Origin of the sequence: Parapusillimonas granuli (assembly GCF_013416525.1) — a bacterium.
GTDB classification, from domain to species: Bacteria; Pseudomonadota; Gammaproteobacteria; order Burkholderiales; family Burkholderiaceae_B; genus Parapusillimonas; species Parapusillimonas granuli.
The window spans coordinates 17,964-38,533 of record NZ_JACCEM010000010.1; the positions used below are offsets into that span (position 1 = coordinate 17,964).

General features: G+C 64.7%; 21 protein-coding genes. 10 read left to right on the top strand and 11 right to left on the bottom strand.

Annotated features, from left to right (window positions below; translation table 11 throughout):
* Positions 1-19 precede the first annotated feature (19 nt).
* The 3 genes from H0A72_RS17565 to H0A72_RS17575 form a co-directional block, all read right to left on the bottom strand.
* Positions 20-805, bottom strand: coding sequence for an SDR family NAD(P)-dependent oxidoreductase (locus H0A72_RS17565; RefSeq protein WP_180157711.1), 786 nt, complete (start codon positions 803-805; stop codon positions 20-22).
* Positions 805-3,144, bottom strand: a complete 2,340-nt coding sequence (locus tag H0A72_RS17570; RefSeq protein ID WP_180157713.1) for a bifunctional salicylyl-CoA 5-hydroxylase/oxidoreductase — start codon at positions 3,142-3,144, stop codon at positions 805-807. Before H0A72_RS17570 ends, H0A72_RS17565 begins: the two co-directional genes overlap by 1 nt.
* A gap of 124 nt (positions 3,145-3,268) precedes the next feature.
* Positions 3,269-4,351, bottom strand: coding sequence for a M14 family metallopeptidase (locus H0A72_RS17575; RefSeq protein WP_180157716.1), 1,083 nt, complete (start codon positions 4,349-4,351; stop codon positions 3,269-3,271).
* 109 nt (positions 4,352-4,460) lie between these two features.
* On the opposite strand from H0A72_RS17575, the gene H0A72_RS17580 reads away from it, so the two are divergent.
* The 6 genes from H0A72_RS17580 (at position 4,461) to proB (ending at position 9,509) form a co-directional block, all read left to right on the top strand.
* Positions 4,461-4,982 carry a MarR family winged helix-turn-helix transcriptional regulator gene (locus tag H0A72_RS17580; RefSeq protein ID WP_246436964.1) on the top strand — a complete coding sequence of 174 codons (522 nt, stop codon included), beginning with the start codon at positions 4,461-4,463 and terminating at the stop codon, positions 4,980-4,982.
* Between the two features lie 90 nt (positions 4,983-5,072).
* A complete protein-coding gene (argJ, locus tag H0A72_RS17585) occupies positions 5,073-6,299 on the top strand; it encodes a bifunctional glutamate N-acetyltransferase/amino-acid acetyltransferase ArgJ (protein WP_180157718.1) in 1,227 nt (408 codons plus the stop codon).
* 142 nt (positions 6,300-6,441) lie between these two features.
* Positions 6,442-6,753 carry a 50S ribosomal protein L21 gene (gene rplU / locus H0A72_RS17590; RefSeq protein ID WP_180157720.1) on the top strand — a complete coding sequence of 104 codons (312 nt, stop codon included), beginning with the start codon at positions 6,442-6,444 and terminating at the stop codon, positions 6,751-6,753.
* A 37-nt stretch (positions 6,754-6,790) separates the two neighbouring features.
* Positions 6,791-7,051 carry a 50S ribosomal protein L27 gene (gene rpmA, locus H0A72_RS17595; protein ID WP_180157721.1) on the top strand — a complete coding sequence of 87 codons (261 nt, stop codon included), beginning with the start codon at positions 6,791-6,793 and terminating at the stop codon, positions 7,049-7,051.
* Positions 7,052-7,192: 141 nt separating this feature from the next.
* Positions 7,193-8,302 carry a GTPase ObgE gene (gene obgE / locus H0A72_RS17600; RefSeq protein ID WP_180157723.1) on the top strand — a complete coding sequence of 370 codons (1,110 nt, stop codon included), beginning with the start codon at positions 7,193-7,195 and terminating at the stop codon, positions 8,300-8,302.
* A 28-nt stretch (positions 8,303-8,330) separates the two neighbouring features.
* On the top strand, positions 8,331-9,509 hold the full coding sequence (gene proB, locus H0A72_RS17605) for a glutamate 5-kinase (RefSeq protein WP_180157724.1): 1,179 nt from the start codon (positions 8,331-8,333) through the stop codon (positions 9,507-9,509).
* Here proB and H0A72_RS17610 read toward each other — a convergent pair.
* Complete coding sequence (locus H0A72_RS17610) at positions 9,490-9,978, bottom strand: Lrp/AsnC ligand binding domain-containing protein (RefSeq protein ID WP_180157726.1); 489 nt, start codon at positions 9,976-9,978, stop codon at positions 9,490-9,492. The genes proB and H0A72_RS17610 overlap by 20 nt on opposite strands.
* 192 nt (positions 9,979-10,170) lie before the next feature.
* Here H0A72_RS17610 and H0A72_RS17615 point away from each other — a divergent pair, with 192 nt between their 5' ends.
* Positions 10,171-11,421, top strand: coding sequence for a D-amino acid dehydrogenase (locus H0A72_RS17615; protein ID WP_180157728.1), 1,251 nt, complete (start codon positions 10,171-10,173; stop codon positions 11,419-11,421).
* Here H0A72_RS17615 and H0A72_RS17620 read toward each other — a convergent pair.
* Positions 11,412-12,176: a helix-turn-helix domain-containing protein gene (locus H0A72_RS17620; RefSeq protein ID WP_180157730.1), complete on the bottom strand. Its 765-nt coding sequence runs from the start codon at positions 12,174-12,176 to the stop codon at positions 11,412-11,414. The genes H0A72_RS17615 and H0A72_RS17620 overlap by 10 nt on opposite strands.
* Positions 12,177-12,345: 169 nt before the next feature.
* Between H0A72_RS17620 and H0A72_RS17625 the strand changes: the two genes are divergently transcribed.
* Positions 12,346-12,768, top strand: a complete 423-nt coding sequence (locus H0A72_RS17625; protein ID WP_343060206.1) for a helix-turn-helix domain-containing protein — start codon at positions 12,346-12,348, stop codon at positions 12,766-12,768.
* 70 nt (positions 12,769-12,838) lie between these two features.
* On the opposite strand, the gene H0A72_RS17630 is transcribed toward H0A72_RS17625, so the two are convergent.
* From H0A72_RS17630 to H0A72_RS17655, 6 genes are all read right to left on the bottom strand, one after another.
* On the bottom strand, positions 12,839-13,501 hold the full coding sequence (locus tag H0A72_RS17630; RefSeq protein WP_180157732.1) for a YiaD family glycine zipper/OmpA-like lipoprotein: 663 nt from the start codon (positions 13,499-13,501) through the stop codon (positions 12,839-12,841).
* A 197-nt stretch (positions 13,502-13,698) separates the two neighbouring features.
* Positions 13,699-14,700, bottom strand: coding sequence for a Bug family tripartite tricarboxylate transporter substrate binding protein (locus H0A72_RS17635; RefSeq protein ID WP_180157734.1), 1,002 nt, complete (start codon positions 14,698-14,700; stop codon positions 13,699-13,701).
* 26 nt (positions 14,701-14,726) lie between these two features.
* Entirely contained in the window at positions 14,727-15,467 is a 741-nt protein-coding gene (locus tag H0A72_RS17640) for an amino acid ABC transporter ATP-binding protein (protein ID WP_180157736.1), read from the bottom strand.
* Positions 15,468-15,515: 48 nt separating this feature from the next.
* Positions 15,516-16,613: an amino acid ABC transporter permease gene (locus tag H0A72_RS17645; RefSeq protein WP_180157738.1), complete on the bottom strand. Its 1,098-nt coding sequence runs from the start codon at positions 16,611-16,613 to the stop codon at positions 15,516-15,518.
* Positions 16,614-17,780 (bottom strand): amino acid ABC transporter permease, encoded by a 1,167-nt coding sequence (locus H0A72_RS17650; RefSeq protein ID WP_180157740.1) that lies wholly within the window; start codon positions 17,778-17,780, stop codon positions 16,614-16,616. It lies immediately after the preceding gene.
* Positions 17,781-17,797: 17 nt separating this feature from the next.
* A complete protein-coding gene (locus H0A72_RS17655) occupies positions 17,798-18,814 on the bottom strand; it encodes an amino acid ABC transporter substrate-binding protein (protein ID WP_180157742.1) in 1,017 nt (338 codons plus the stop codon).
* 176 nt (positions 18,815-18,990) lie between these two features.
* Here H0A72_RS17655 and H0A72_RS17660 point away from each other — a divergent pair, with 176 nt between their 5' ends.
* Both H0A72_RS17660 and H0A72_RS17665 read left to right on the top strand, forming a co-directional pair.
* Positions 18,991-19,662 (top strand): cell division ATP-binding protein FtsE, encoded by a 672-nt coding sequence (locus H0A72_RS17660; RefSeq protein WP_180157751.1) that lies wholly within the window; start codon positions 18,991-18,993, stop codon positions 19,660-19,662.
* Positions 19,659-20,567, top strand: coding sequence for a cell division protein FtsX (locus tag H0A72_RS17665; RefSeq protein ID WP_180157753.1), 909 nt, complete (start codon positions 19,659-19,661; stop codon positions 20,565-20,567). Before H0A72_RS17660 ends, H0A72_RS17665 begins: the two co-directional genes overlap by 4 nt.
* Positions 20,568-20,570: the final 3 nt, after the last annotated feature.

Sequence of the window (20,570 nt, forward strand, 5' to 3'; positions counted from 1 at the left end):
CTCCTTCCCGGGCGGGCCTTCAATGCCCGGTCACTTCCCCGCCGTCTACGGGAATGGCCTGTCCGTTGAGGGCGGCTGAACCCGGCAGGCACAGCCACGCCACCGCGTCGGCGACCTCGTCCGGCAGCACCAGACGGCCCTGGGGATTGCGCTCCGCCAGCTTGGCGCGCGCCTGCTCCGGCGTCATGCCGGTCTTGCGGGTGATGTTGTCGACCGCGTCCTGGACGATGTCGGTTTCGGTGTAGCCGGGGCACACGGCGTTCACCGTGACGCCCCGGCGCGCATGTTCCAGCGCGACGGCACGCGTCAGCCCGATGACGCCGTGCTTGGCGGCGCAATAGGCACTGACGTACGGGTAGCCGATCAGGCCGGCCGTGCTGGCCACGTTGACGATCCGGCCCCAGCCGGCTTCCAGCATGCCGGGCAGCGCGGCCTGCATGCAATGGAAGGTGCCGCTCAGGTTGACGGCGATCATTCTGTTCCAGGCGTCTTCGCTGATGCGGTCGAAACGTTCGCTGACCGCCTGCCCGGCGTTGTTGACCAGGATGTCGACCCCGCCGCCCCATAGCCGGGCGCGCGCAAAGGCGTCGTCCACCTGGGCGCGGCGCCCGATGTCGGCGGCCGCGCAGCCGACCCGCTCGGGGGAGCCCAGGCGGTCGCGGGCCTCGCGCAGCGCGGCTTCATCGCGCCCCAGCAAGGTCAGCCGGGCGCCCATTTCCAGCAAGCGGCGCGCCACGGCGAAGCCGATGCCGCGCGAGCCGCCGGTCACCAGCGCATGCCTGCCTTCGAGTGTGTTTGCGTTCATCATGCTCCCAAGGATTGCGCATAAGCGGCCGCGCGCTCGAAGTTCGTTTCAAGCTGGCGCTTGGCCGGGAAATACTGCCTGGGCCATGCGATATCGGTATAGCCGATGCGGGCCGCTTCGCGGAGCGTCCAGGCGGCGTCCGCCAGGTGGGGGCGGGCCAGCGCGCACAAGTCGGCGCGGCCCGACGCGATGATGCTGTTCACGTGGTCCGCTTCGAAAATGGCCCCGACCGCGATGGTGGGAACGCCGGCCTCGTTGCGCACCCGGTCCGAGAACGGCGTCTGGAACATGCGGCCGAACACGGGGCGCTCGGCCTTGCTGACCTGGCCCGAAGAGCAGTCCACCATGTCCACGCCGGCCTCCTTGAAGCGCAGCGCGATCTGGATGGCGTCGTCTGGCGTGATCCCGCCTTCGACCCAGTCGTGCGCGGAAATCCGCACCGACATGGGCAAGTCTTGCGGCCATGCTTCGCGCAGCGCCTTGAATACTTCCATGGGATAGCGCAGGCGGTTGTCCAGCGACCCGCCGTACTCGTCGGTGCGATGGTTGGTCAGCGGGCTGATGAAGCTGGACAGCAGATAGCCATGGGCGCAGTGCAGTTCCAGCCAGTCGAAACCCGCCTGGGCCGCGCGCCGGGCGGCCGCGCAGAACTGCTCGCGCACGGTGTCCATCTGTTCCCGCGTCATGGCTTGCGGCACCTGCGACACGCCTTCCATGTAGGGAATGGCCGACGCGGAGACCAGCGGCCAGTTGCCTTCCGGCAAGGGCATGTCGGTGCCTTCCCAGCTGACCCGCGTGGAGCCTTTGCGCCCCGCATGGCCCAGCTGTATGCCTATCTTGGCGTCGGTGTTGCCATGCACGAAATCGACGATGCGCTTGAACGCGCGCATCTGCTCGTCGTTCCACAAGCCCGGGCACCCCGGCGTGATGCGGGCCTCCGGCGACACGCAGGTCATTTCGACCATGACCATGCCCGCTCCGCCCATGGCACGGCCGCCCAGATGCACCAGGTGGAAGTCCCCCGGCACGCCCTCGACGCTGGAATACATGGCCATGGGCGAGACGACGACGCGGTTCTTGAGGGTGAGGCCGCGCGCGCGATAAGGCGTCAGCATGGGCGGCGCGGGCTGGCCGCCGGCGGCCTCCATGCCCGCCTGGCGCGCCAGCCAGCGCTCGTAGCCCTCCAGCCACCCGGCATCGCGCAGGCGCAGGTTCTCGTGCGAGATGCGCTGCGAACGCGTGAGCAGCGAATAGGCGAATTGCTCGGGCTCGAAGCTCGCGTAGCGAGCCACGTTCTCGAACCATTCCGTGGAGTTGCGGGCGGCGTTCTGTATTTTCAGGACTTCGACGCTGCGGACGTCCTGGTAGTGCGCCAGGGCGGCGTCCAGGTCCTTGCCGTGCGCCTGGATGGAGCGGTGCAGCTCGATCGCGTCTTCCAGCGCCAGCTTGGTGCCCGAGCCGATGGAAAAATGGGCGGTGTGGGCCGCGTCGCCCATCAGTACGACGGGCACGCTGCGCCCGTCGGGCAGGGCCTGCCGATGCACCCAGGTATCGCAGATGACGCGGGGGAAGCGGATCCAGATGGCGGAGCCGCGCAGGTGCGCCGCATTGGAGATCAGCGGGTGGCCGTCGAGCCACGGGGCGAACAGCTTTTCGCAGAATGCGATGCCCTCTTCCTGGCTCATGGCGTCCAGCCCCGCCGCCTTCCAGGTTTCATCGCGCGTTTCGACGATGAAGGTCGACATGCCCGGTTCGAATTGATAGATGTGCGCCTGGAACCAGCCGTGCTCGGTGGGCACGAAGGCGAATGTGAACGCGTCGAAGGTCTTGGTGGTGCCCAGCCACACGAAACGGCATTGGCGGGTGTCGATGTCGGGTTGATAGGTGTGCGCATACCGGCCGCGCACCTTGCTGTTCAGCCCGTCGGACGCGATCACCAGGTCGGCCTGGTACTGCAGCGCCACGGCCTGGTCATCGCCGACGTCGGTCTCGAACACCAGGTTCACGCCCGCCTGCTCGCAGCGCGCCTGCAGGATGTTCAGCAGCTTCTTGCGCCCTATTCCAATGAAGCCATGCCCGCTGCTGCGCAGCGTGCGGCCCTTGTAATGGATTTCGATGTCGTCCCAGTGATTGAACGCGGCGCTGATCTGCTCCGCCGAGACGGGATCGGCCTGCTTGAGGTTTTCCAGTGTGGCGTCGGAGAACACCACGCCCCAGCCGAAGGTGTCGTACGGCCGGTTGCGCTCGATGACCGTGACTTGGTGGGCGGGATCGCTGAGCTTCATCAACAAGCCGAAATAAAGCCCCGCCGGGCCGCCGCCTATGCATACGATGTTCATGGGGTCTCCGTTTACCGATGCGCCCGCCTGCCTTGGGCGGCCGCAATATGCTTTAGGCTTAAACTATATAGCCAATGAAATGGCCGCGCAAGAAGTTTCATGCCCGGACGAAGTAGGAGTTTCCCTAGCGGGACAAGCCGCAAATCGCCTGCAGGATCGCGACGCGCGACTGGCCCAGCACGGCCCCGCGCCAATCGTCGGCGTCGGGGTAGAACGCCGCGCGATGCGCCGCCTTCAGAGCCCGGCGCTGCGCATCGGGCGCATCCGGGTGGGCCGCCAGCCAGCGATCGCTGCGCAGGGCGAGAAAGACCTGGTCCATCGGCAGCGTGCCGTATTCCATTGCCATGAAGGTCAGCTCGGGCACCTGCGCGCATTCTTCGAGCATGGCCTGCAGCGCGGTGCCGGTGATCTCGACCGTGCTCGACCCCGGCTCGTACACCGCGATCACGTCGGCGCCCCACCATGAGCGGGCGCGCTGGTAGGCTTGCGGGTCGTTCTGGACGAAGATCTTTTCCGCGTGCCCGTATGGGCCCAGGGCGGTGTGGTAATCCACCCAGCCGATGCGCCGCCGGCCTTCCCCGTAATGGCGCAACACCTTTCTGAGCGTGCGATTGCTCCAGCTCGGGGCGGCGCCGCCGTAGAACAGGCCGTCGGGGTGGCTGTGCTGGCCCTTCATCATCCCTTCCAGGTAGGCTTGCCGGCCCTCGCGCTCGATGAATGCCTGGATCGCCGCCTCGTTCGGCGCCGAGGGCGGCCAGGCATCGGGCACCAGCAGAGGATGCAGGGTCCGGTAATGAGGATTGTCGGGCAGCGGCTTGCTGAAGTCGCCGAAATTGCGATTCAGGTCGATATTGTCTTCGTTGGTGCGATGGCCCCATGAATACCCGTACGCGTTCACCGCGTGCACCAGCAGGACGCCCACCCCGCCGGCCCGCGCGCGGGCCAGCAGGGCCTCGTCTTCCAGCAGCGCGACCTGGCAGCCCGAGCCGCAATAGCCTTCTTCGCCGTGCATGGCCGAGCTGAGCACCAGCAAAGCGGGCGCTTCGGGGTCGCCGAAGTACGCGGTGTCCATGGCCAGGTCTTCGCCCTGCGCGCCGGGGCCGCAGGGATTCAGGTGGGACGCCACCTCGCAGCCGCGCCGGCGGGCCGCATCGAGGAACCGTTTTCGCGCATCGGCATAGCTGTCGCTGAAATTGTTTCTATACATGTTTTGCGTTTCCTCAAGGCCCCGTGTTCGGGCAATGTACCACTAAGATGTGATTGAAGATTAAACTATCGGCGCAGCGCACACCGCCCGCCAGCTCCGGAAAACGACAATGAACAACGACATCGCCGAAACCATGAAACCCCAGCAGGACAGGCCGGATCTCGAAAGCCGGGCCATGCCCGATGACCATCACGATCTGCGCCTTTGGCTGCGCTTGCTCACCTGCTGCAATCTCGTCGAAGGCGAACTGCGCAGCCGCTTGCGCACCGAATTCGCCACCACTTTGCCTCGTTTCGACTTGATGGCGCAACTGCTGCGCGCGCCGGCCGGCATGAAAATGAGCGAATTGTCGCGCCACATGATGGTAACCAACGGAAACATCACCGGCATCACCGACCAGCTGGAGAAAGAAGGACTGGTCGAGCGCCTGAAGGTGGCCACGGACCGCCGCAGCTCGCTCATCCGCCTGACCGGCAAGGGCAAGCGCCACTTCAAGAAAATGGCCGAATCCCATGAGCAATGGGTGCAGGACATTTTCGGCGGCCTGTCGGAAAAAAGCCGCCGCAACCTGTTTGAAGCGCTGGGCGAACTGAAGCTGCTGGCCCACACCCGCCTGCCAGAGCGCAATTAGCGAACGACCTGCCGCCGGCCCTAGGAACACGCCCGCTTCCGGGATAGAATCCCAGGTTTCCCCCACCCTCTTTCTCGACGAGATTGCTCCATGGCCGTCAACCTGTACATTCCACCGGAATCCCAAATCTTTCCCATCGAAGGCGTAGAAATTGGTACGGCCGAAGCGGGAATACGCAAGGCCAACCGCCGCGACCTCACCGTGTTCCGCCTGGCGGAAGGCTGCAGCGTCGCGGGCGTGTTCACGCGCAACCGCTTTCGCGCCGCCCCCGTGCAGGTGTGCGAAAAGCACCTCGCCGGCGGCCATGACATCCGGGCCCTGGTCGTCAACACGGGCAATGCCAACGCCGGCACCGGGGAAAGCGGCCTGCGCGCCGCCCACGACACCTGCGCCGCGCTGGGCAATGTGCTGGGGCTGGCGCCCACGCAGGTGCTGCCCTTCTCCACGGGCGTGATCCTCGAGCCCCTGCCCGTGGACCGCCTGACGGCCGGCCTGCCCGCCGCGGTGGCGGACGCCTCGCCCAGCAACTGGTTCGCGGCGGCGCACAGCATCATGACCACCGACACCCAGCCCAAGATCGTTTCCAAGCGCGTGGCGCTGGGCAAGCACACCGTCACCATCACCGGCATCAGCAAGGGCGCCGGCATGATCAAGCCGAACATGGCCACGATGCTGGGCTTCCTGGCGACCGACGCCGGCATCGCGCCCGGGCTGCTGCGGGACATGGCCGGCGCCATCGCCGATCGTTCCTTCAACCGCATCACGGTCGACGGCGACACGTCCACCAACGACTCCTTCGTCATCATGGCGACCGGCAAGGCGCCGGTCCGTATCGATGCGGTGTCCGACCCGCTTTACACCCCCCTCTACGAGGCGCTGGCCGACGCCGCCAAGGAGCTCGCCCAGAAGATCGTGCGCGACGCCGAAGGCGCCACCAAGTTCATGACCATACAGGTCGAAGAAGCCGGCAGCCGGGAAGAGGCCCTGAAAGTGGCCTATGCGGTGGCCCAGTCTCCCCTGGTCAAGACGGCTTTCTTCGCCTCCGACCCCAACCTCGGGCGCATCCTGTGCGCCATCGGCTACGCCGGCATCGACGACCTGGACGTGAGCAAGGTACGGCTCTGGCTGGGCGACGTCCAGGTGGCCAGCCGGGGCGAACGGCACCCCGGCTACCAGGAAGCCGACGGCCAGCGCGTCATGAAGGAAGCGGAAATCGTCGTGCGCATCGCCCTGGGGCGCGGCGACGAGACCGAAACGGTGTACACCTGCGATTTCTCGCACGAGTACGTCAGCATCAACGCGGACTACCGGTCGTAAGGGCGGCCGGGGGGCGGGCTCCATGGGGCTCCACCCCTTTCTAAGTCTTTGACTTGACTAAACTAAATCGCCCGCGCTAGAATCATGGGCTTGGCGCTTTCCAGCCCCAAGGCTTTTCCAAACAACCATTAGGAATACCCACATGTACGCGGTCATAAAAACCGGTGGCAAGCAGTATCGTGTTGCCGCGGGTCAAAAACTCAAGATAGAACAGATACCGGCAGACATTGGGCAAGAAATTTCGCTAGACCAGGTGTTGTCGGTTGGCGAAGGCGACCAATTGAAGATTGGCACGCCTTTGGTCGCCGGTGCCGTGGTCAAGGCTACCGTTCTTGCGCAAGGCCGCCACGACAAAGTCAAGATTTTCAAGATGCGCCGTCGCAAGCACTACCAAAAGCGCCAAGGCCATCGTCAGAACTACACCGAAGTCCGCATCGAAGCCATCACGGCCTAACGGTGGACTCAACGGTTTTGCATAGCAGGAGCTAAACATGGCACAGAAAAAAGGCGGCGGCTCTACGCGTAACGGCCGCGACTCGGAATCGAAACGACTGGGCGTGAAAACCTATGGCGGCCAGCAGATCTCGGCGGGCTCCATCATCGTTCGCCAGCGCGGCACGCAGTTCCACCCCGGCGTCAACGTCGGCATCGGCAAAGACCACACGCTGTATTCCCTGGTCGACGGCACGGTCAAGTTCGCCGTCAAGGGCGCACTGAACAAGCGCACCGTTTCGGTCGTAGCGGCTGAATAAGCGGCGCTCGCCCACCGCACAAGGCCCTGCCGTGTAGGCGGGGCTTTTTGTTTTAGAATACTTTTTCAGCCCGGCCCCGCGTGGTGGCCGGCGCCGCCGCGCATGTTCCGGGGCGGCATTCACTTTTATAAGCAAGTTCACATGAAATTCGTAGACGAGGCAACCATTGAAGTCATTGCCGGAAAAGGCGGCAATGGGGTGGCGAGCTTTCGCCGCGAAAAATTCATTCCCAAAGGCGGGCCGGACGGCGGCGACGGCGGCCGCGGCGGCAGCATATTCGCGGTCGCCGACCGCAACGTGAACACGCTGGTGGACTTCCGCTACGCCCGGCTGCACCGCGCGAAGAACGGCGAAAACGGCCGCGGCTCCGACCAATACGGCGCCGCCGCGCCCGACATCACGCTGCGCGTGCCCGTGGGCACCACCATCTTCGACGCCGAAACCGGCGAACAGCTGTTCGATCTCGACCACCACAACCAGAAAGTCACCCTGGCCGCCGGCGGCCAGGGCGGGCTGGGCAATCTGCATTTCAAGTCCAGCATCAACCGGGCCCCGCGCCAGTGCACGCCCGGGCAGGAAGGCGAACAGCGCAAGCTGAGGCTCGAGCTCAAGGTGCTGGCCGACGTCGGCCTGCTGGGCCTGCCCAACGCCGGCAAGTCCACCCTGATCAGCAAGGTGTCCAACGCCCGCCCCAAGATCGCCGACTATCCGTTCACGACGCTGCATCCCAACCTGGGCGTCGTGCGCACGTCTCCGTCGCACAGTTTCGTCATTGCCGACATCCCCGGCCTGATCGAAGGCGCTTCCGAAGGCGCGGGGCTGGGCCATCTTTTTCTGCGCCATCTGTCCCGCACGCGGGTGCTGCTGCACCTAGTCGACGTGTCCTCGCTCGACCCCGACACGGACCCGGTCGAGCGGGCTGCGGCCGATGCGCGCGCCATCGTCGAGGAACTGCGCCTGTACGATCCCGCTCTTTATGAAAAACCGCGCTGGCTGGTCCTGAACAAGCTCGACATGGTCGCCGACCCGGCGGCGGTGAAGGAACGCCTGTGCGCGGCCCTGAACTGGACGGGCCCGGTGTTCGGCATTTCCGCGCTGACCGGGGAAGGCACGCAAGACCTGATCTGGAAGCTGCAGGAATGGCTGGACGCCGAGAAAGCCAAGAGCCATGTCGAACAGGACAAGGCCGACGGCACCTATGTGGCCGAAGACCCGCGCTTCGACGACACGCGCTCCAATTCAGAATCTTGATCATCCGCCCCAAATTCATCCGCGCCAAATGACCGCAACCCTCCGTTCGCCGTCCGCTGTTTCCCAGGCCAAGCGCCTGGTCGTCAAAGTCGGCTCGTCTCTCGTCACCAACGAAGGCAAAGGCATAGACACCGCCGCCGTTGAGCAATGGGCCGGCCAGATCGCCCGCCTGCACGCCCAGGACAGGCAGATCGTGCTGGTGTCCAGCGGCGCCATCGCCGAAGGCATGGCCCGGCTGGGCTGGCCGCGGCGGCCGAACGCCATGCACGAGCTCCAGGCCGCCGCGGCGGTGGGGCAAATGGGCTTGGTGCAGGCCTACGAAGTCGCTTTCGCGCGGCACGGGATACGCACGGCCCAGATTCTCCTCACCCATGAAGACCTGGCCGACCGGCGCCGCTACTTGAATGCGCGCAGCACCTTGTACACCCTGCTGGGCCTGGGGGTCGTTCCCATCGTCAACGAGAACGACACCGTGGTCACCGACGAAATCCGCCTGGGCGACAACGACACGCTGGGCGCCCTGGTCACCAACCTGATCGAAGCCGAAGCCCTGGTCATCCTCACCGACCAGGCCGGGCTGTACAGCGCCGATCCGCGCAAGAACCCCGACGCGGAATTCATCTCCCTGGGGCAGGCCGGCGACCCGGCGCTGGAAGCCATGGCGGGCGGGTCGGGCAGCAATATCGGCACCGGCGGGATGCTCACCAAGGTGCTGGCGGCCAAGCGCGCGGCGAACAGCGGCGGCCACACCGTCATTGCCTCGGGGCGCGAACCCGACGTCCTGCTGCGCCTGTCCGAAGGCGAGTCCATAGGCACCGAATTGCGCGCCATCCTGCCCGTGCGGTCGGCGCGCCAGCGCTGGCTGGCCAACCATCTGCGGCTGCGCGGGCGCATCACGCTCGACCCAGGCGCGGTGCGGGCGCTGATGCAGGGCCACAAAAGCCTGCTGGCCATCGGCGTGACGGCGGTCGAGGGCGAGTTCGAACGCGGCGATGTCGTCGCCTGCGTCGACCAGCACGGCGTGGAATGCGGGCGTGGCCTGATCAATTATTCGTCTTCCGACACCCGGCGCATTCTGCGCCAGCCAAGCTCGCGCATCGCCGAGATACTGGGCAGCATGTCGGACCCGGAACTGATGCACCGCGACAACATGGTGTTCGCCCGCGACGCGCAGGCGCTTGCCGCGGCTACTTCTGAGCCGGGATGAACAGCGTTTCCTTGACTTCCTCCATGACGATGCAGCTCTTGGTCTGCGTCACGCCGGGCAGCCGCAGCAGGATATCGCCCAGCAGGCTGCGGTACTGGCTGATTTCCTTGATGCGCGCCTTGACCAGGTAATCGAAGTCGCCCGATACCAGATGGCATTCCTGCACGTGCGGAATGCACAGGATTTCACGCCGGAAGTCATCGAAGCTGCGGTCCGACTTGCTGGACATGGAGATTTCCACGAACACCAGCAGGCCGGCGTCCAGCGCCGCCGGCGACACCCTGGCGTAATAGCCCGTGATGATTCCGTCGCGCTCCAGGCGCTTGACCCGCTCGATGCAGGGCGTGACGGTCAGACCCACCTTGTCGGCGAGCTCGGTCATGGACATGCGTCCATCGCGCTGTAGAAGATCGAGGATGTGCCGGTCGAGCCTGTCCAGCGTGGCCACCGGAGTGCGTTGAATTCTCAAGCTTTTTTCCTAGAATATGAGAGCCCGCGCGGGCCTTTCCATGGCTTGCGGCCCGCGGCAGCAATTATTGCTGAAATCCGGCATTTTTGCTTGCAAAACCAGATAAAAGACTGTTTTTAAAGAATTTTCATAAAAAAAATTTGGCACTAGTCTCTTATCATGCTGAAAATTCAATCCCTACCGTGAATTATCATGAAAATCATCATACTGGGCGCGGGCGTCGTGGGCGTGAGCAGCGCCTATTTTCTGGCGAAACAAGGACACGACGTGACCGTGCTCGAACGCCTGGAAGGCCCGGCGCTGGAAACCAGCTTCGCCAACGCCGGGCAGATTTCCTATGGCTATTCCTCGCCCTGGGCGGCGCCGGGCGTGCCGCTGAAGGCCGTCAAGTGGATGTTCGCCGAACACCCGCCGCTGACCATACGCCCGGACGGCACCCTGTTCCAGCTGCAATGGATCTACCAGATGTGGCGCAACTGCAGCGCCAGGCGCTATGCGATCAACAAAGAACGCATGCTGCGGCTGTCGAACTACAGCAGCGAGTGCCTGAAGGCCTTGCGCGACGATATCGGCGTCCAGTACGAAGGGCGCAGCCAGGGCACGCTGCAGGTCTTCCGGACCCAAAAGCAGATGGATGCGGTCGAACAGGACATCAGGGTGCTGCGCGATGCGGGCATACCGTTCGAATTGCTCACCCGGTCCGAGCTCAGCAAGGCCGAGCCCGCGCTGGCCCGCAGCCAGGGCAAGCTGGTGGGCGGCCTGCGCCTGCCGGAAGATGAAACCGGCGATTGCAACCTGTTCACCCAGAGGCTGGCGGAAGAAGCCGTGAAGCTCGGCGTCGAGTTTCGCTACGGCGTCGACGTGCGGCGCATCGACGTCAACGCCTCGGGAGTCAGCGGCATACAGTGCGACCAGGAAGTGCTCACGGCCGATGCCTACGTGGTGGCCCTGGGCGCGTGGTCGACCCGCATGCTGCGCGGCGCGCTGAAGCTGCCCGTATATCCCTTGAAGGGCTATTCCATTACCGTCCCCATCGCCGATGAGGCGTGTGCGCCGGTTTCGACCTTGCTGGACGAGACCTACAAGATCGCGGTCACCCGCTTCGACCAGCGCATACGCGTGGGCGGCATGGCGGAGATCCTGGGCTTCGACAAAACCCTCAACGACAAGCGCCGCAAGACCCTGGAAATGGTGCTGAACGATCTGTTTCCGGGCAGCTACGCCAGCCACGACGTGTCCTTCTGGACGGGCTTGCGCCCCAAGACGCCGGACAGCACGCCCATCGTGGGCGCGACGCCCATACCCGGGCTGTATCTGAATACCGGCCACGGCACCCTGGGCTGGACCATGGCCTGCGGCAGCGGCCGCCTGATTGCGGACGTGGTGTCAGGCAAGCCCACCGACATACGCAGCGACGACTTGTCGGTGCACCGCTATTTGTAAGAATCGGGCGGGCCTGTGCGCAGCACCTGGCCCGTGAACATATAGCCCCAGTTGTGTACGGATTTCAGGGGCATTTCGATGTCGTGCTGGGTGAATTTGCGGCGCAGGCGGCTGACCAGCACCCCCAGGCGCCCGGGGCGGGCGGCCGGTTCCGCATGGGCATAGCTGCTGTTGACCGCTTCCAGCAGCTGTTCGTGCGTGGCGCACATGTCGGGTGCGCCGATGAGCATGGCAAGAAAAGCGCGTTCGCCGGTGGTCAGGGGGATGCGGATGCCGTCGGGGCTGACCAGCACCCAGCCCTGGTCCTGCAAGGACCAGCCCTTGGACGGTGCGCGCGCCAGGATCTGGCCGACCTCGTGCCGGCTGACGCGGCCCAGCAGCCGGCATAGTATGGCCACCATGAGCGCGGTGGACGCCGAACGCAGGCACATGTTGTCCACCCCGCTTTGCAGCAGCTGGATGGCGGGGGCGTCGTCCAGGCCGTCTATCATGGCGGCGATGCCGACGGAGGGATGCATGGCGTGCAGATACGTGGCGACGGCGCAGTTTTCCGTGTGGCCGCCGCCCAGCACGACCACCACCGGCGCGTTCTGCTGCAGTTTCTGCTGGACTTCGGCATAGAGCGCGGGCGCGCTTTCGCATTCCAGGACGTCCAGCCCGAAAGCGCGCAATTCGGCTACGCGCTTTTCATGGTCGAGGGGTGACGAGCCGCCTTCCGCCGGCGAGAACATCACAATGCTGGGAATCTGGCTCATGACGCCGCCGCCTTGACCTTGACCGCCATAGGACGCCTCCGAAGGAAAGAGAAGGTAGGAGCCACGGTGTTATTTTGCGCTTATTTTGGCTCTTTGTTAGATTTTGTGATTGTTTTTTTTAGCTAATTTACACGAATCCATCACGTTCGTAATTGGCACTATTACCAATGTGATTGAATTTAATCGTTCAATCACGAACGTGAACTATTTTTCCGAACGCCTCCGTCAAACGCGTCAACTGCGCGGCATGAGCCAGTCCGAACTGGCGCGCGCCTGCGGCTTGTCGCAGGGTGCGATATCGAATTATGAAAACGGGACCAGGCGCACCCCCAAGGGAATATTCAAGCTGGCGCAGGTTCTGAACGTGAACCCGGAATGGCTGGGCACGGGCACCGGGTCCATGGAACCCGACGCGGCGCCTGCTTACCGGCTGTCGGAACGGCCGCCGGACCTGCCGATGCAGTGGCAATGGCCTTTTGCAAGAATCACCCCGGCCGCCTTCTGGTCCCTGGGGCCGGACCAGCGGGAGATGGTCGAAACGGTGGTGGAAGGCGTGATCGGCTCGTTCCAGAAGAAGCCGCTGGGCGGCTGAGCCCGGGCCCAGGCCCCCGGATGGCGCGCCAAGAAGCGCCGGGGCCTGAGGAAGGAGCGGTGGTTTACCCTTATTGCTGCACGGCGTACAGATACAGTTCGACGCGGCGGTTCATGGCGCGCCCTTCGGCGGTGGCATTGTCGCCCACCGGGTTGCTCGAACCGCGGCCTTCGGCCGTCAGGCGCGTGGTCGCCACGCCTTGCTGCGACAGGTAATTCGCCACGGCGCGCGCGCGGTTGACGGAAAGCGTTTGATTGGTCGCGTCCGAACCCGTGCTGTCGGTGTGGCCGATGGACTTCGCGCGCAGTTCGGGATGCTGCACCAAGGCGCGCGCCACGCTGTCCAGCACGGGCAGCAAGGCCGGCTTCAAGGCATATTTGCCGGTGTCGAACGAGACATTGCTTGGAATGTTGACGCGCAAGGTGCCGTCGGGCATTTCCGTGACGTCCACGCCCAGGCTGCTCGCGCCGGATTTTTCGACCTCTTTCTTCACGCCCGACCAGTTGTAACCGACGATGCCGCCCGCCACCGCGCCTATGCCGGCGCCGATCGCGGCCGCCTTGCTGCTATCGCCGATCAGGGCGCCCAGGCCGGCTCCCAGCGCCGCCCCCGCCCCGGCGCCGACCGCAGTCTTGCCGCCCTTGCCCATGTTGTCCACGGTGGCACAACCGGCCATCAAAGCGACCACGCTAACGCAAGTCGCAAAGCGTGCTGCACGCATAGAAAGTATCATTTGGTTCTCCTTGTTTCTGGGTTGCGGCGTCGATTCCGCACGCGTCAATGCTAGCAAGCACCGGCCCGTCGGGTTGTTACATTTTGGTTCCGGCGGCCGGTTTTTGACTTTTTTTGACACTGCCCGGAAGGATTGAACCCACGGCCGGACGCTTTGCGTGGCGCCCGAAAGCCGCATATCCCTCGGATAAACCCGCGCTAGAACAGCTTCGCCCCGGACACCGCCACGATTTCCTTGTACTTCGCCAAGTCCTTGCGGACGAGTTCGGCGAACTCTTCGGAGGTCGTGGGCTTGGCGTCGGACCCCATGGACAGCAAGGTCTTGCGCACGGCCGGATCCTGCAGGGCTTTGACGTAAGCCGCATTCAGCTTCTGGACGACCGCCTCGGGCGTCCCGCCGGTGGTGAATACGCCGAACCAGGTGCCGAGGTCGAAGTCGGCCACCCCGGCCTGCTGCATGGTGGGCAGGTCGGGAAAGGCCGAAGACCGCTCGGCCGTTGTGACCGCCAGCGCCTTGACCTTGCCCTCGTTGATGAGGCCCGCGGACGAGGCCAGGTTGTCGAACATGAAATGGACCTGGCCGCCCAGCAGAGCCAGCTTGGCCGGCGCGGCGCCGGCATAGGGCACGTGTACGGACTTCACGCCGGCGCGCACGTTCATGAGCTCGCCCGCGAGATGGCCGGCGCTGCCGTTGCCGCCGGAACCGAAGTTCAGCTGGTCCGCATTCTTCTTGGCGTACTCGACCAGATCCTTGACCGAGGCGATGCCGTTCTTGTCGGCGAACTCTTTATTGACGATGAGCACGTTGGGCACCGAGGCGACCAGCGTGACGGGCTCGAAGCTCTTGACCGGATCGAAAGGCAGGTCCTTGTACAGCCAAGGGTTGATGGCGTTGATCGCCACCGCGCCCATGACCAGCGTATAGCCGTCCGGCTGCGCCTTGGCCGCGATGCTTGCGCCGATGTTGCCGCCGGCGCCCGGCTTGTTCTCCACGACGACCGTGCCCAGATCGGGCTGCACCTTTTCCGCCAGCATGCGGGCCATGCCGTCCAGCGGGCCGCCGGGCGCGTAGGGAACGATGAACTGCAACGGCTTGGAGGGAAATTCCTGCGCCGTCGCCGAGGTGGCGGGCATGGCCAGCGCCAGCCCCGCGGCGAACAGTGCGACGGCCGTGGAAAGCAGCTTGGAGCGTGTAAACATGATATGGCCTCGTGTTGAAAAAAAAATCAGTGCAGTATCTGGCTCAGGAACAGCTTGGTGCGTTCGTTCTGCGGCGCGTCGAAGAAGGCGTCGGGCGTGTTCTGTTCGATGATCTCGCCCTGGTCCATGAAGATCACCCTGTCGGCCACCTTGCGCGCGAAACCCATTTCATGGGTGACGCACAGCATGGTCATGCCGCTTTCCTCGGCCAGGCTCACCATGACGTCCAGCACTTCCTTGACCATTTCCGGGTCGAGCGCGGAAGTGGGCTCGTCGAACAGCATGATCTTGGGATTCATGCACAGCGACCGGGCGATTGCTACCCGCTGCTGCTGTCCGCCCGACAGCTGGCCGGGATACTTGGACGCCTGTTCCGGGATGCGCACGCGCTCCAGGTATTTCATGGCGGTGGCCTCGGCCTCGGCCTTGGACTTCTTCAGGACCCAGACCGGACCCAGCGTCAGGTTCTCGAGCACCGTGAGGTGCGGGAATAGGTTGAAATGCTGGAACACCATGCCGACGTCGCGCCGGATGGCTTCGATCTGTTTCAGGTCGTTGGTGAGTTCGATGCCGTCGACGATGATGCTGCCCTGCTGGTGTTCCTCCAGCCGGTTGATGCAGCGGATCATGGTCGACTTCCCGGAGCCCGAAGGCCCGCAGATCACGATCCGTTCGCTGGGCGCGACGTCCAGGTTGATGTTGCGCAGCACGTGAAACTGCCCATACCATTTGTTGACGTCCACCATGCGTATGATGGCCTCGGCCATATCGTGCTCCCCTTGGTACCGCGCCCGATCGACGCGACGCAATGTTGATCAGCGCTGATATCCGGTGTCCAGCCTGTGCTCCAGCGACCGGCTGTAACGGGATATCGAATAACAAAAAACGAAATAAATCACGGCGATGAACAGATAGGCTTCGGTGCTGAAGCCGCGCCAGGCGGCGTCCGCCACCGCGGTCTTCGCCGCCTGGGTCAGGTCGAAGATGCCGATGATGACCACCAGCGACGTGTCCTTGAACAGCGAGATGAAGATGCCCACCAATGGCGGGATGACCACCTTCAGCGCCTGGGGCAGGACGATCTTGCGCGTCGTCTGCCAGTAGCTCAGGCCGAGCGACGCCGCTCCTTCGTACTGGCCCCTGGGGATCGCCTGCAAGCCGCCCCTGACCGTTTCCGCCACATACGCCGCGGCAAACAGAATGATAGCAATCTGCGCGCGCAGGAGCTTGTCTATGCTCAAGCCTTCCGGCAGGAACAGGGGCAGCATGACGGAGGACATGAACAGCAGGCTGATCAGCGGCACGCCGCGGATGAGTTCGATATACACCACGCACAGCGCCTTGACGGCGGGCATGTCGGAGCGGCGCCCCAGAGCCAGGAGCAGTCCCAGCGGGAAGGCGAAGGCGATGCCGAACGTGGCCAGGATGAGCGTCAGCGGCAAGCCGCCCCAGCGTTCGTTCTCGACGTGCGTGAGGCCGAACACGCCGCCCCACATGAGCACCGCCACCGCGACGAGGGCCAGGCCCCACAGCATGCCCAGGAAGGGCCGCCAGAACCAGCGCAGGCAGCTGCAGACGATGACCGCCACCAGGATGATGCTGGCCAGCAGGGGCCGCCATTGCTCGTCGTAGGGATAGACGCCGAACAGGATGAGCCGGTGCTTTTCGGCGATGAACGCCCAGCAGGCGCCGCCGGAGGCGCGGCATTCCTGGGCGGTGGAGGCGTTGAAGTCGGCGCGTATGAACAGCCATTCGATCGCCGCGGGCACCGACATGAACAGCAGCCAGGCCACCAGGATGGTCAGCAGGGTGTTCAGGGGCGAGGAAAAAAGACTGGCCCGGATCCGCGCCAGGGTTCCGGTCTGGGCCTTGGGCGGCGGCAGCCCGCCGGCGGGTATGGGTTGCGCGGCCATCTAGCGCTCCACCAGGGCGATGCGCCGGTTGTACCAGTTCATGAACAATGAAATCGAAAGGCTGACGGTCAGGTAGGCGGCCATGATGATGAGTATGCCTTCGATGGCCTGTCCGGTCTGGTTGAGCGTGGTGTTGACGACGGAGACGATGTCGGGGTAGCCGATGGCCACCGCCAGCGAGCTGTTCTTGGTCAGGTTCAGGTACTGGCTGGTCATGGGCGGGACGATGACGCGCAGCGCCTGGGGCAGGATCACCAGCCTGAGCATGCGGGCGCGCGACAGGCCCAGCGAGCCGGCGGCTTCCCATTGGCCCCGGCCCACCGACTGGATGCCGGAACGCACGACCTCGGCCACGAAAGCGGAGGTGTAGATGACCAGGCCGGCCAGGAGCGCGGCGAACTCGGGGGTGAGGGTGACGCCGCCGACGAAGTTGAAGCCCCTGAGCTCGGGCATGTTCAGCGACAGCGGCGCGCCGCTGAACAGCCACGCCGCCGCCGGACACACCAGCAGCAGGCCGAGCGCCACCCTTCCCAACGGGAAGACCTGCCCGGTGGCGTCCTGGCGTTTTCTGGCCCAGTGGGCGATCAGCATGGCCAGCACGATGGCCACGCCCAGCCCCGCCAGGATCCAGTCGAGCGCATCGCCCTGCAGCGAGGGCAGCTTCAGGCCGCGGTTGGAAATGAAAACACCGGCCACGGGGTGCAGCGCCTGCCTGGGCCCCGGCATGACCTCGGTGATGATGGCATACCAGAAAAACAGCTGAAGCAGCAGCGGCACGTTGCGCATGACTTCGATGTAGGCGTTTGCCACGCGCGAGACCAGCCAGTTGCGCGAGAGCCGGGCGATGCCCAGCAGGGTGCCGAGCAGGGTGGCCAGCACGATGCCCAGCACCGACACCCGCAGCGTATTCAATATGCCGACCCAGATGGCGCGGCCGTAGGTGTCGGCGGGGGTGTAGTCGATGACGCTTTCGCCGATGGCGAAGCCGGCCTCGCGGCGCAGGAAGCCGAAACCGGTGGAGATGTTGCGCACCGACAGGTTGTGCAGCGTGTTGGACACCAGGTACCACGCGCACAGCCCGACGAGCCCCAGCACCAGCGCTTGATAGATGAGCGACCTGGTGCCGGGGTCGCTCCAGGAGAGGCGACGCCGCCGCGTTTTACGCATGGGAGTCTTGACCGGCCCTAGCGGATGGGCCACCCGTACATCAGTCCGCCGTTCTTCCATTGTGCGTTCAGGCCACGTTCGAGCTTCATGGCGGAAGCCATGCCGATGTTGCGCTCGAAGGATTCACCGTAATTTCCGACTTGCTTGATGATATTGTAGGCCCACTTGTTGTCGATACCGAGACCCTTGCCCATTTCACCGGTCACGCCCAGGATGCGCTGGATGTTGGGGTTGGAGCTCTTGAGCATTTCGTCGACGTTCTTCGAGGTGATGCCGTATTCCTCGGCTTCCAGCATGGCGTTGAGCGTCCAGCGCACCACCATGAACCATGGGTCGTCGCCCTGGCGCACCATGGGGCCCAGCGGCTCCTTGGAGAAGTCTTCGGGAAGGATGACGTGATCGTCCGGGTTGGCCAGCGTGGAGCGTATGGTGGCCAGGCCGGATTTGTCGGTCGTGTAGGCGTCGCAGCGGCCGGCCACGTAGGAACGCATGGCTTCATCGGGGCTGTTGATGACGACCGGCTTGAATTCCAGGCCGTTGGCGCGGAACCAGTCGGCGAGGTTCAGTTCGGTGGTGGTGCCCGGCTGCACGCAAATGGCGGCGCCGCCCAGTTCCTTGGCGCTTTTCACGCCCAGGCTCTTGGCGACCATGACGCCCTGGCTGTCGTAGTAGTTGACGCCGGTGCTCATGAGGCCCAGCGTCGTGTCGCGCGTGAGCGTGGCCGTGGTGTTGCGGGTGAGCACGTCGACTTCGCCGGATTGCAGCGCGGTAAAGCGCTGCTGGGTGGTGACCGGCGTGGTTTTGAATTTGGTGGCGTCGCCGAACATCATGGCGGCGATGCCGCGGCAAAGGTCGACGTCTATGCCTGTCCAGACGCCTTTGCTGTCGGCGATGGAAAAGCCGGGAAGCCCGGTATGCACCCCGCATTGGACGAAACCTTTCTTCTTGACGGCGTCGAAGGTTTCGCCGGCTTGCGAAGCGCCGGCCATAATGAACAAGGAAGCGCCAAGCGCTGCGGCTTTGATCAAATTCATGTCTGGGTTTCCTAGGTTAGAGGGCCCGGTTCAATGAAACACGGCATACAATCTGTACTGCGCATTGGGCCGACGGGCTTCAAATCGTAGCTGTTCGATATTATTTAAAACATGGGGGATATCCCTTGCGATACGCTTTGCGCCGTTATCATGGAGTCCTGTAGTCATTCAACGCCATGATCGAATTCCAGCACGTCTTCAAATCCTACGGCCGAGGCCGCAACATCCTGGCCGACATCAATTTCCGGGTCGAACCCGGCGAGTTCGTCTTCGTGTCCGGGCCGTCCGGGGCCGGCAAGTCCACCCTGCTGAAACTCATCGGCGGCCTGGAACCGCCCAGCCGCGGCTCGGTGCAGGTCCATGGGCACCGCATCGATAAAATGCCGCCGCGCGCGCGGCCGTATCTGCGGCGGGCGGTCGGCGTCATTCTGCAAGACACCCACCTGCTGTACGACCGCAGCGCCATCGCCAACGTCCTGCTGCCGCTGTCGGTGGCGGGCCTGGACACCCGCCAGGCCACGACGCGCGCGCGCGCCGCCATGGAAAAGGTCGGGCTGTCGGGCAAGGAAGACCTGAACCCGGTCGAAATGTCGGGCGGCGAGCAGCAGCGGCTGGCCATCGCGCGCGCCATCGTCAACCGCCCCGCCATCCTGATCGCCGACGAGCCCACGGCCAATCTCGACAAGGACAGCGCCCACCGCATCATGGAGGTCTTCCGCGATTTCAACCGCGTCGGCGTCACCACGCTCATCGCATCGCACGATCTCCCCCTGATGGCGGCCTACGCCAATCGCACGCTGCGCATCGATGCCGGCAAGTTCACCGACTCCCAGAAGGCCGCCCTATGAAACGCTGGCTGCGCCACCACCGCTACGCCCTGCTGGTCGCCCTGCGCCGGCTCCGCGTCCAGCCATTCTCGTCGCTGTCCAACGTCCTGGTCATCAGCCTGACGCTGGCCATCCCCATCGTGGCCGCATCGCTGATCGTATCGGCCCAGCCGGTGCTCAGGCAGATACCGGTGTCGCCCGAACTCACCCTGTTCCTGGCGCCGGGCGCGGAATCCGGCAAGGCGGCCGAACTGGCCCGCCGGCTGCAGGCCGACCACGCCGAAGAAGTGCTCAGCACCCGCGTCGTGACCCGGGACCAGGCCTTGAACAGCCTGAAGGCAGACCCGGCCTGGAGCAACGCCCTGGCCGCCCTGCCCGACAACCCCCTGCCCGACGCCGTGGTGGTCACCCTGCGGGATTCCGCCGAACTCGCGCAGACCGCCGGCAGGCTGGCTTCCGCCTGGCGCGAAATCGACGTGGTCGACGCGGTGCAGCTGGACAGCGAATGGGTGAGGCGGCTGGAGGCCCTGCTGCGCTTCGGGCGCATCGGCCTGGGGCTGCTGGCGGCGGGCGTAGCGCTGGTGGTGCTGGCCACGGTGTTCAACACGGTGCGCCTGCAGGCGCTGACCCAGCGCGAAGAGATCGCGGTGGCGCGCCTGGTCGGCGCCACCGAAGCCTTCGTGCGGCGGCCCTTCCTGTACCTGGGCGCGCTGACCGGCATCGCGGCCAGCCTGATCGCCACCGGCCTGGCAGCCCTGGCCCTGCAGCCCCTGAACGCCGCCCTGAACCGCCTGGCCAGCAGCTATGGCACGCAATTGACGGTGCAATTGCCCGATGCGCTCAGCCTGACCTTGTCGGGCTGCCTCGTCGCCATTCTGGCGGCCCTGTCCGCCCGCTGGTCCGTGACCCGCAACACCCGGTTCTGACCC

Bases quoted from the DNA above. Each gene is read 5' to 3' on its own strand.
- H0A72_RS17565 (WP_180157711.1), bottom strand. From the start codon at position 805: ATGAACGCAAACACACTCGAAGGCAGGCATGCGCTGGTGACCGGCGGC.
- H0A72_RS17570 (WP_180157713.1), bottom strand. From the start codon at position 3,144: ATGAACATCGTATGCATAGGCGGCGGCCCGGCGGGGCTTTATTTCGGC.
- H0A72_RS17575 (WP_180157716.1), bottom strand. From the start codon at position 4,351: ATGTATAGAAACAATTTCAGCGACAGCTATGCCGATGCGCGAAAACGG.
- H0A72_RS17580 (WP_246436964.1), top strand. From the start codon at position 4,461: ATGAACAACGACATCGCCGAAACCATGAAACCCCAGCAGGACAGGCCG.
- argJ (WP_180157718.1), top strand. From the start codon at position 5,073: ATGGCCGTCAACCTGTACATTCCACCGGAATCCCAAATCTTTCCCATC.
- rplU (WP_180157720.1), top strand. From the start codon at position 6,442: ATGTACGCGGTCATAAAAACCGGTGGCAAGCAGTATCGTGTTGCCGCG.
- rpmA (WP_180157721.1), top strand. From the start codon at position 6,791: ATGGCACAGAAAAAAGGCGGCGGCTCTACGCGTAACGGCCGCGACTCG.
- obgE (WP_180157723.1), top strand. From the start codon at position 7,193: ATGAAATTCGTAGACGAGGCAACCATTGAAGTCATTGCCGGAAAAGGC.
- proB (WP_180157724.1), top strand. From the start codon at position 8,331: ATGACCGCAACCCTCCGTTCGCCGTCCGCTGTTTCCCAGGCCAAGCGC.
- H0A72_RS17615 (WP_180157728.1), top strand. From the start codon at position 10,171: ATGAAAATCATCATACTGGGCGCGGGCGTCGTGGGCGTGAGCAGCGCC.
- H0A72_RS17620 (WP_180157730.1), bottom strand. From the start codon at position 12,176: ATGAGCCAGATTCCCAGCATTGTGATGTTCTCGCCGGCGGAAGGCGGC.
- H0A72_RS17630 (WP_180157732.1), bottom strand. From the start codon at position 13,501: ATGATACTTTCTATGCGTGCAGCACGCTTTGCGACTTGCGTTAGCGTG.
- H0A72_RS17635 (WP_180157734.1), bottom strand. From the start codon at position 14,700: ATGTTTACACGCTCCAAGCTGCTTTCCACGGCCGTCGCACTGTTCGCC.
- H0A72_RS17640 (WP_180157736.1), bottom strand. From the start codon at position 15,467: ATGGCCGAGGCCATCATACGCATGGTGGACGTCAACAAATGGTATGGG.
- H0A72_RS17645 (WP_180157738.1), bottom strand. From the start codon at position 16,613: ATGGCCGCGCAACCCATACCCGCCGGCGGGCTGCCGCCGCCCAAGGCC.
- H0A72_RS17650 (WP_180157740.1), bottom strand. From the start codon at position 17,780: ATGCGTAAAACGCGGCGGCGTCGCCTCTCCTGGAGCGACCCCGGCACC.
- H0A72_RS17655 (WP_180157742.1), bottom strand. From the start codon at position 18,814: ATGAATTTGATCAAAGCCGCAGCGCTTGGCGCTTCCTTGTTCATTATG.
- H0A72_RS17660 (WP_180157751.1), top strand. From the start codon at position 18,991: ATGATCGAATTCCAGCACGTCTTCAAATCCTACGGCCGAGGCCGCAAC.
- H0A72_RS17665 (WP_180157753.1), top strand. From the start codon at position 19,659: ATGAAACGCTGGCTGCGCCACCACCGCTACGCCCTGCTGGTCGCCCTG.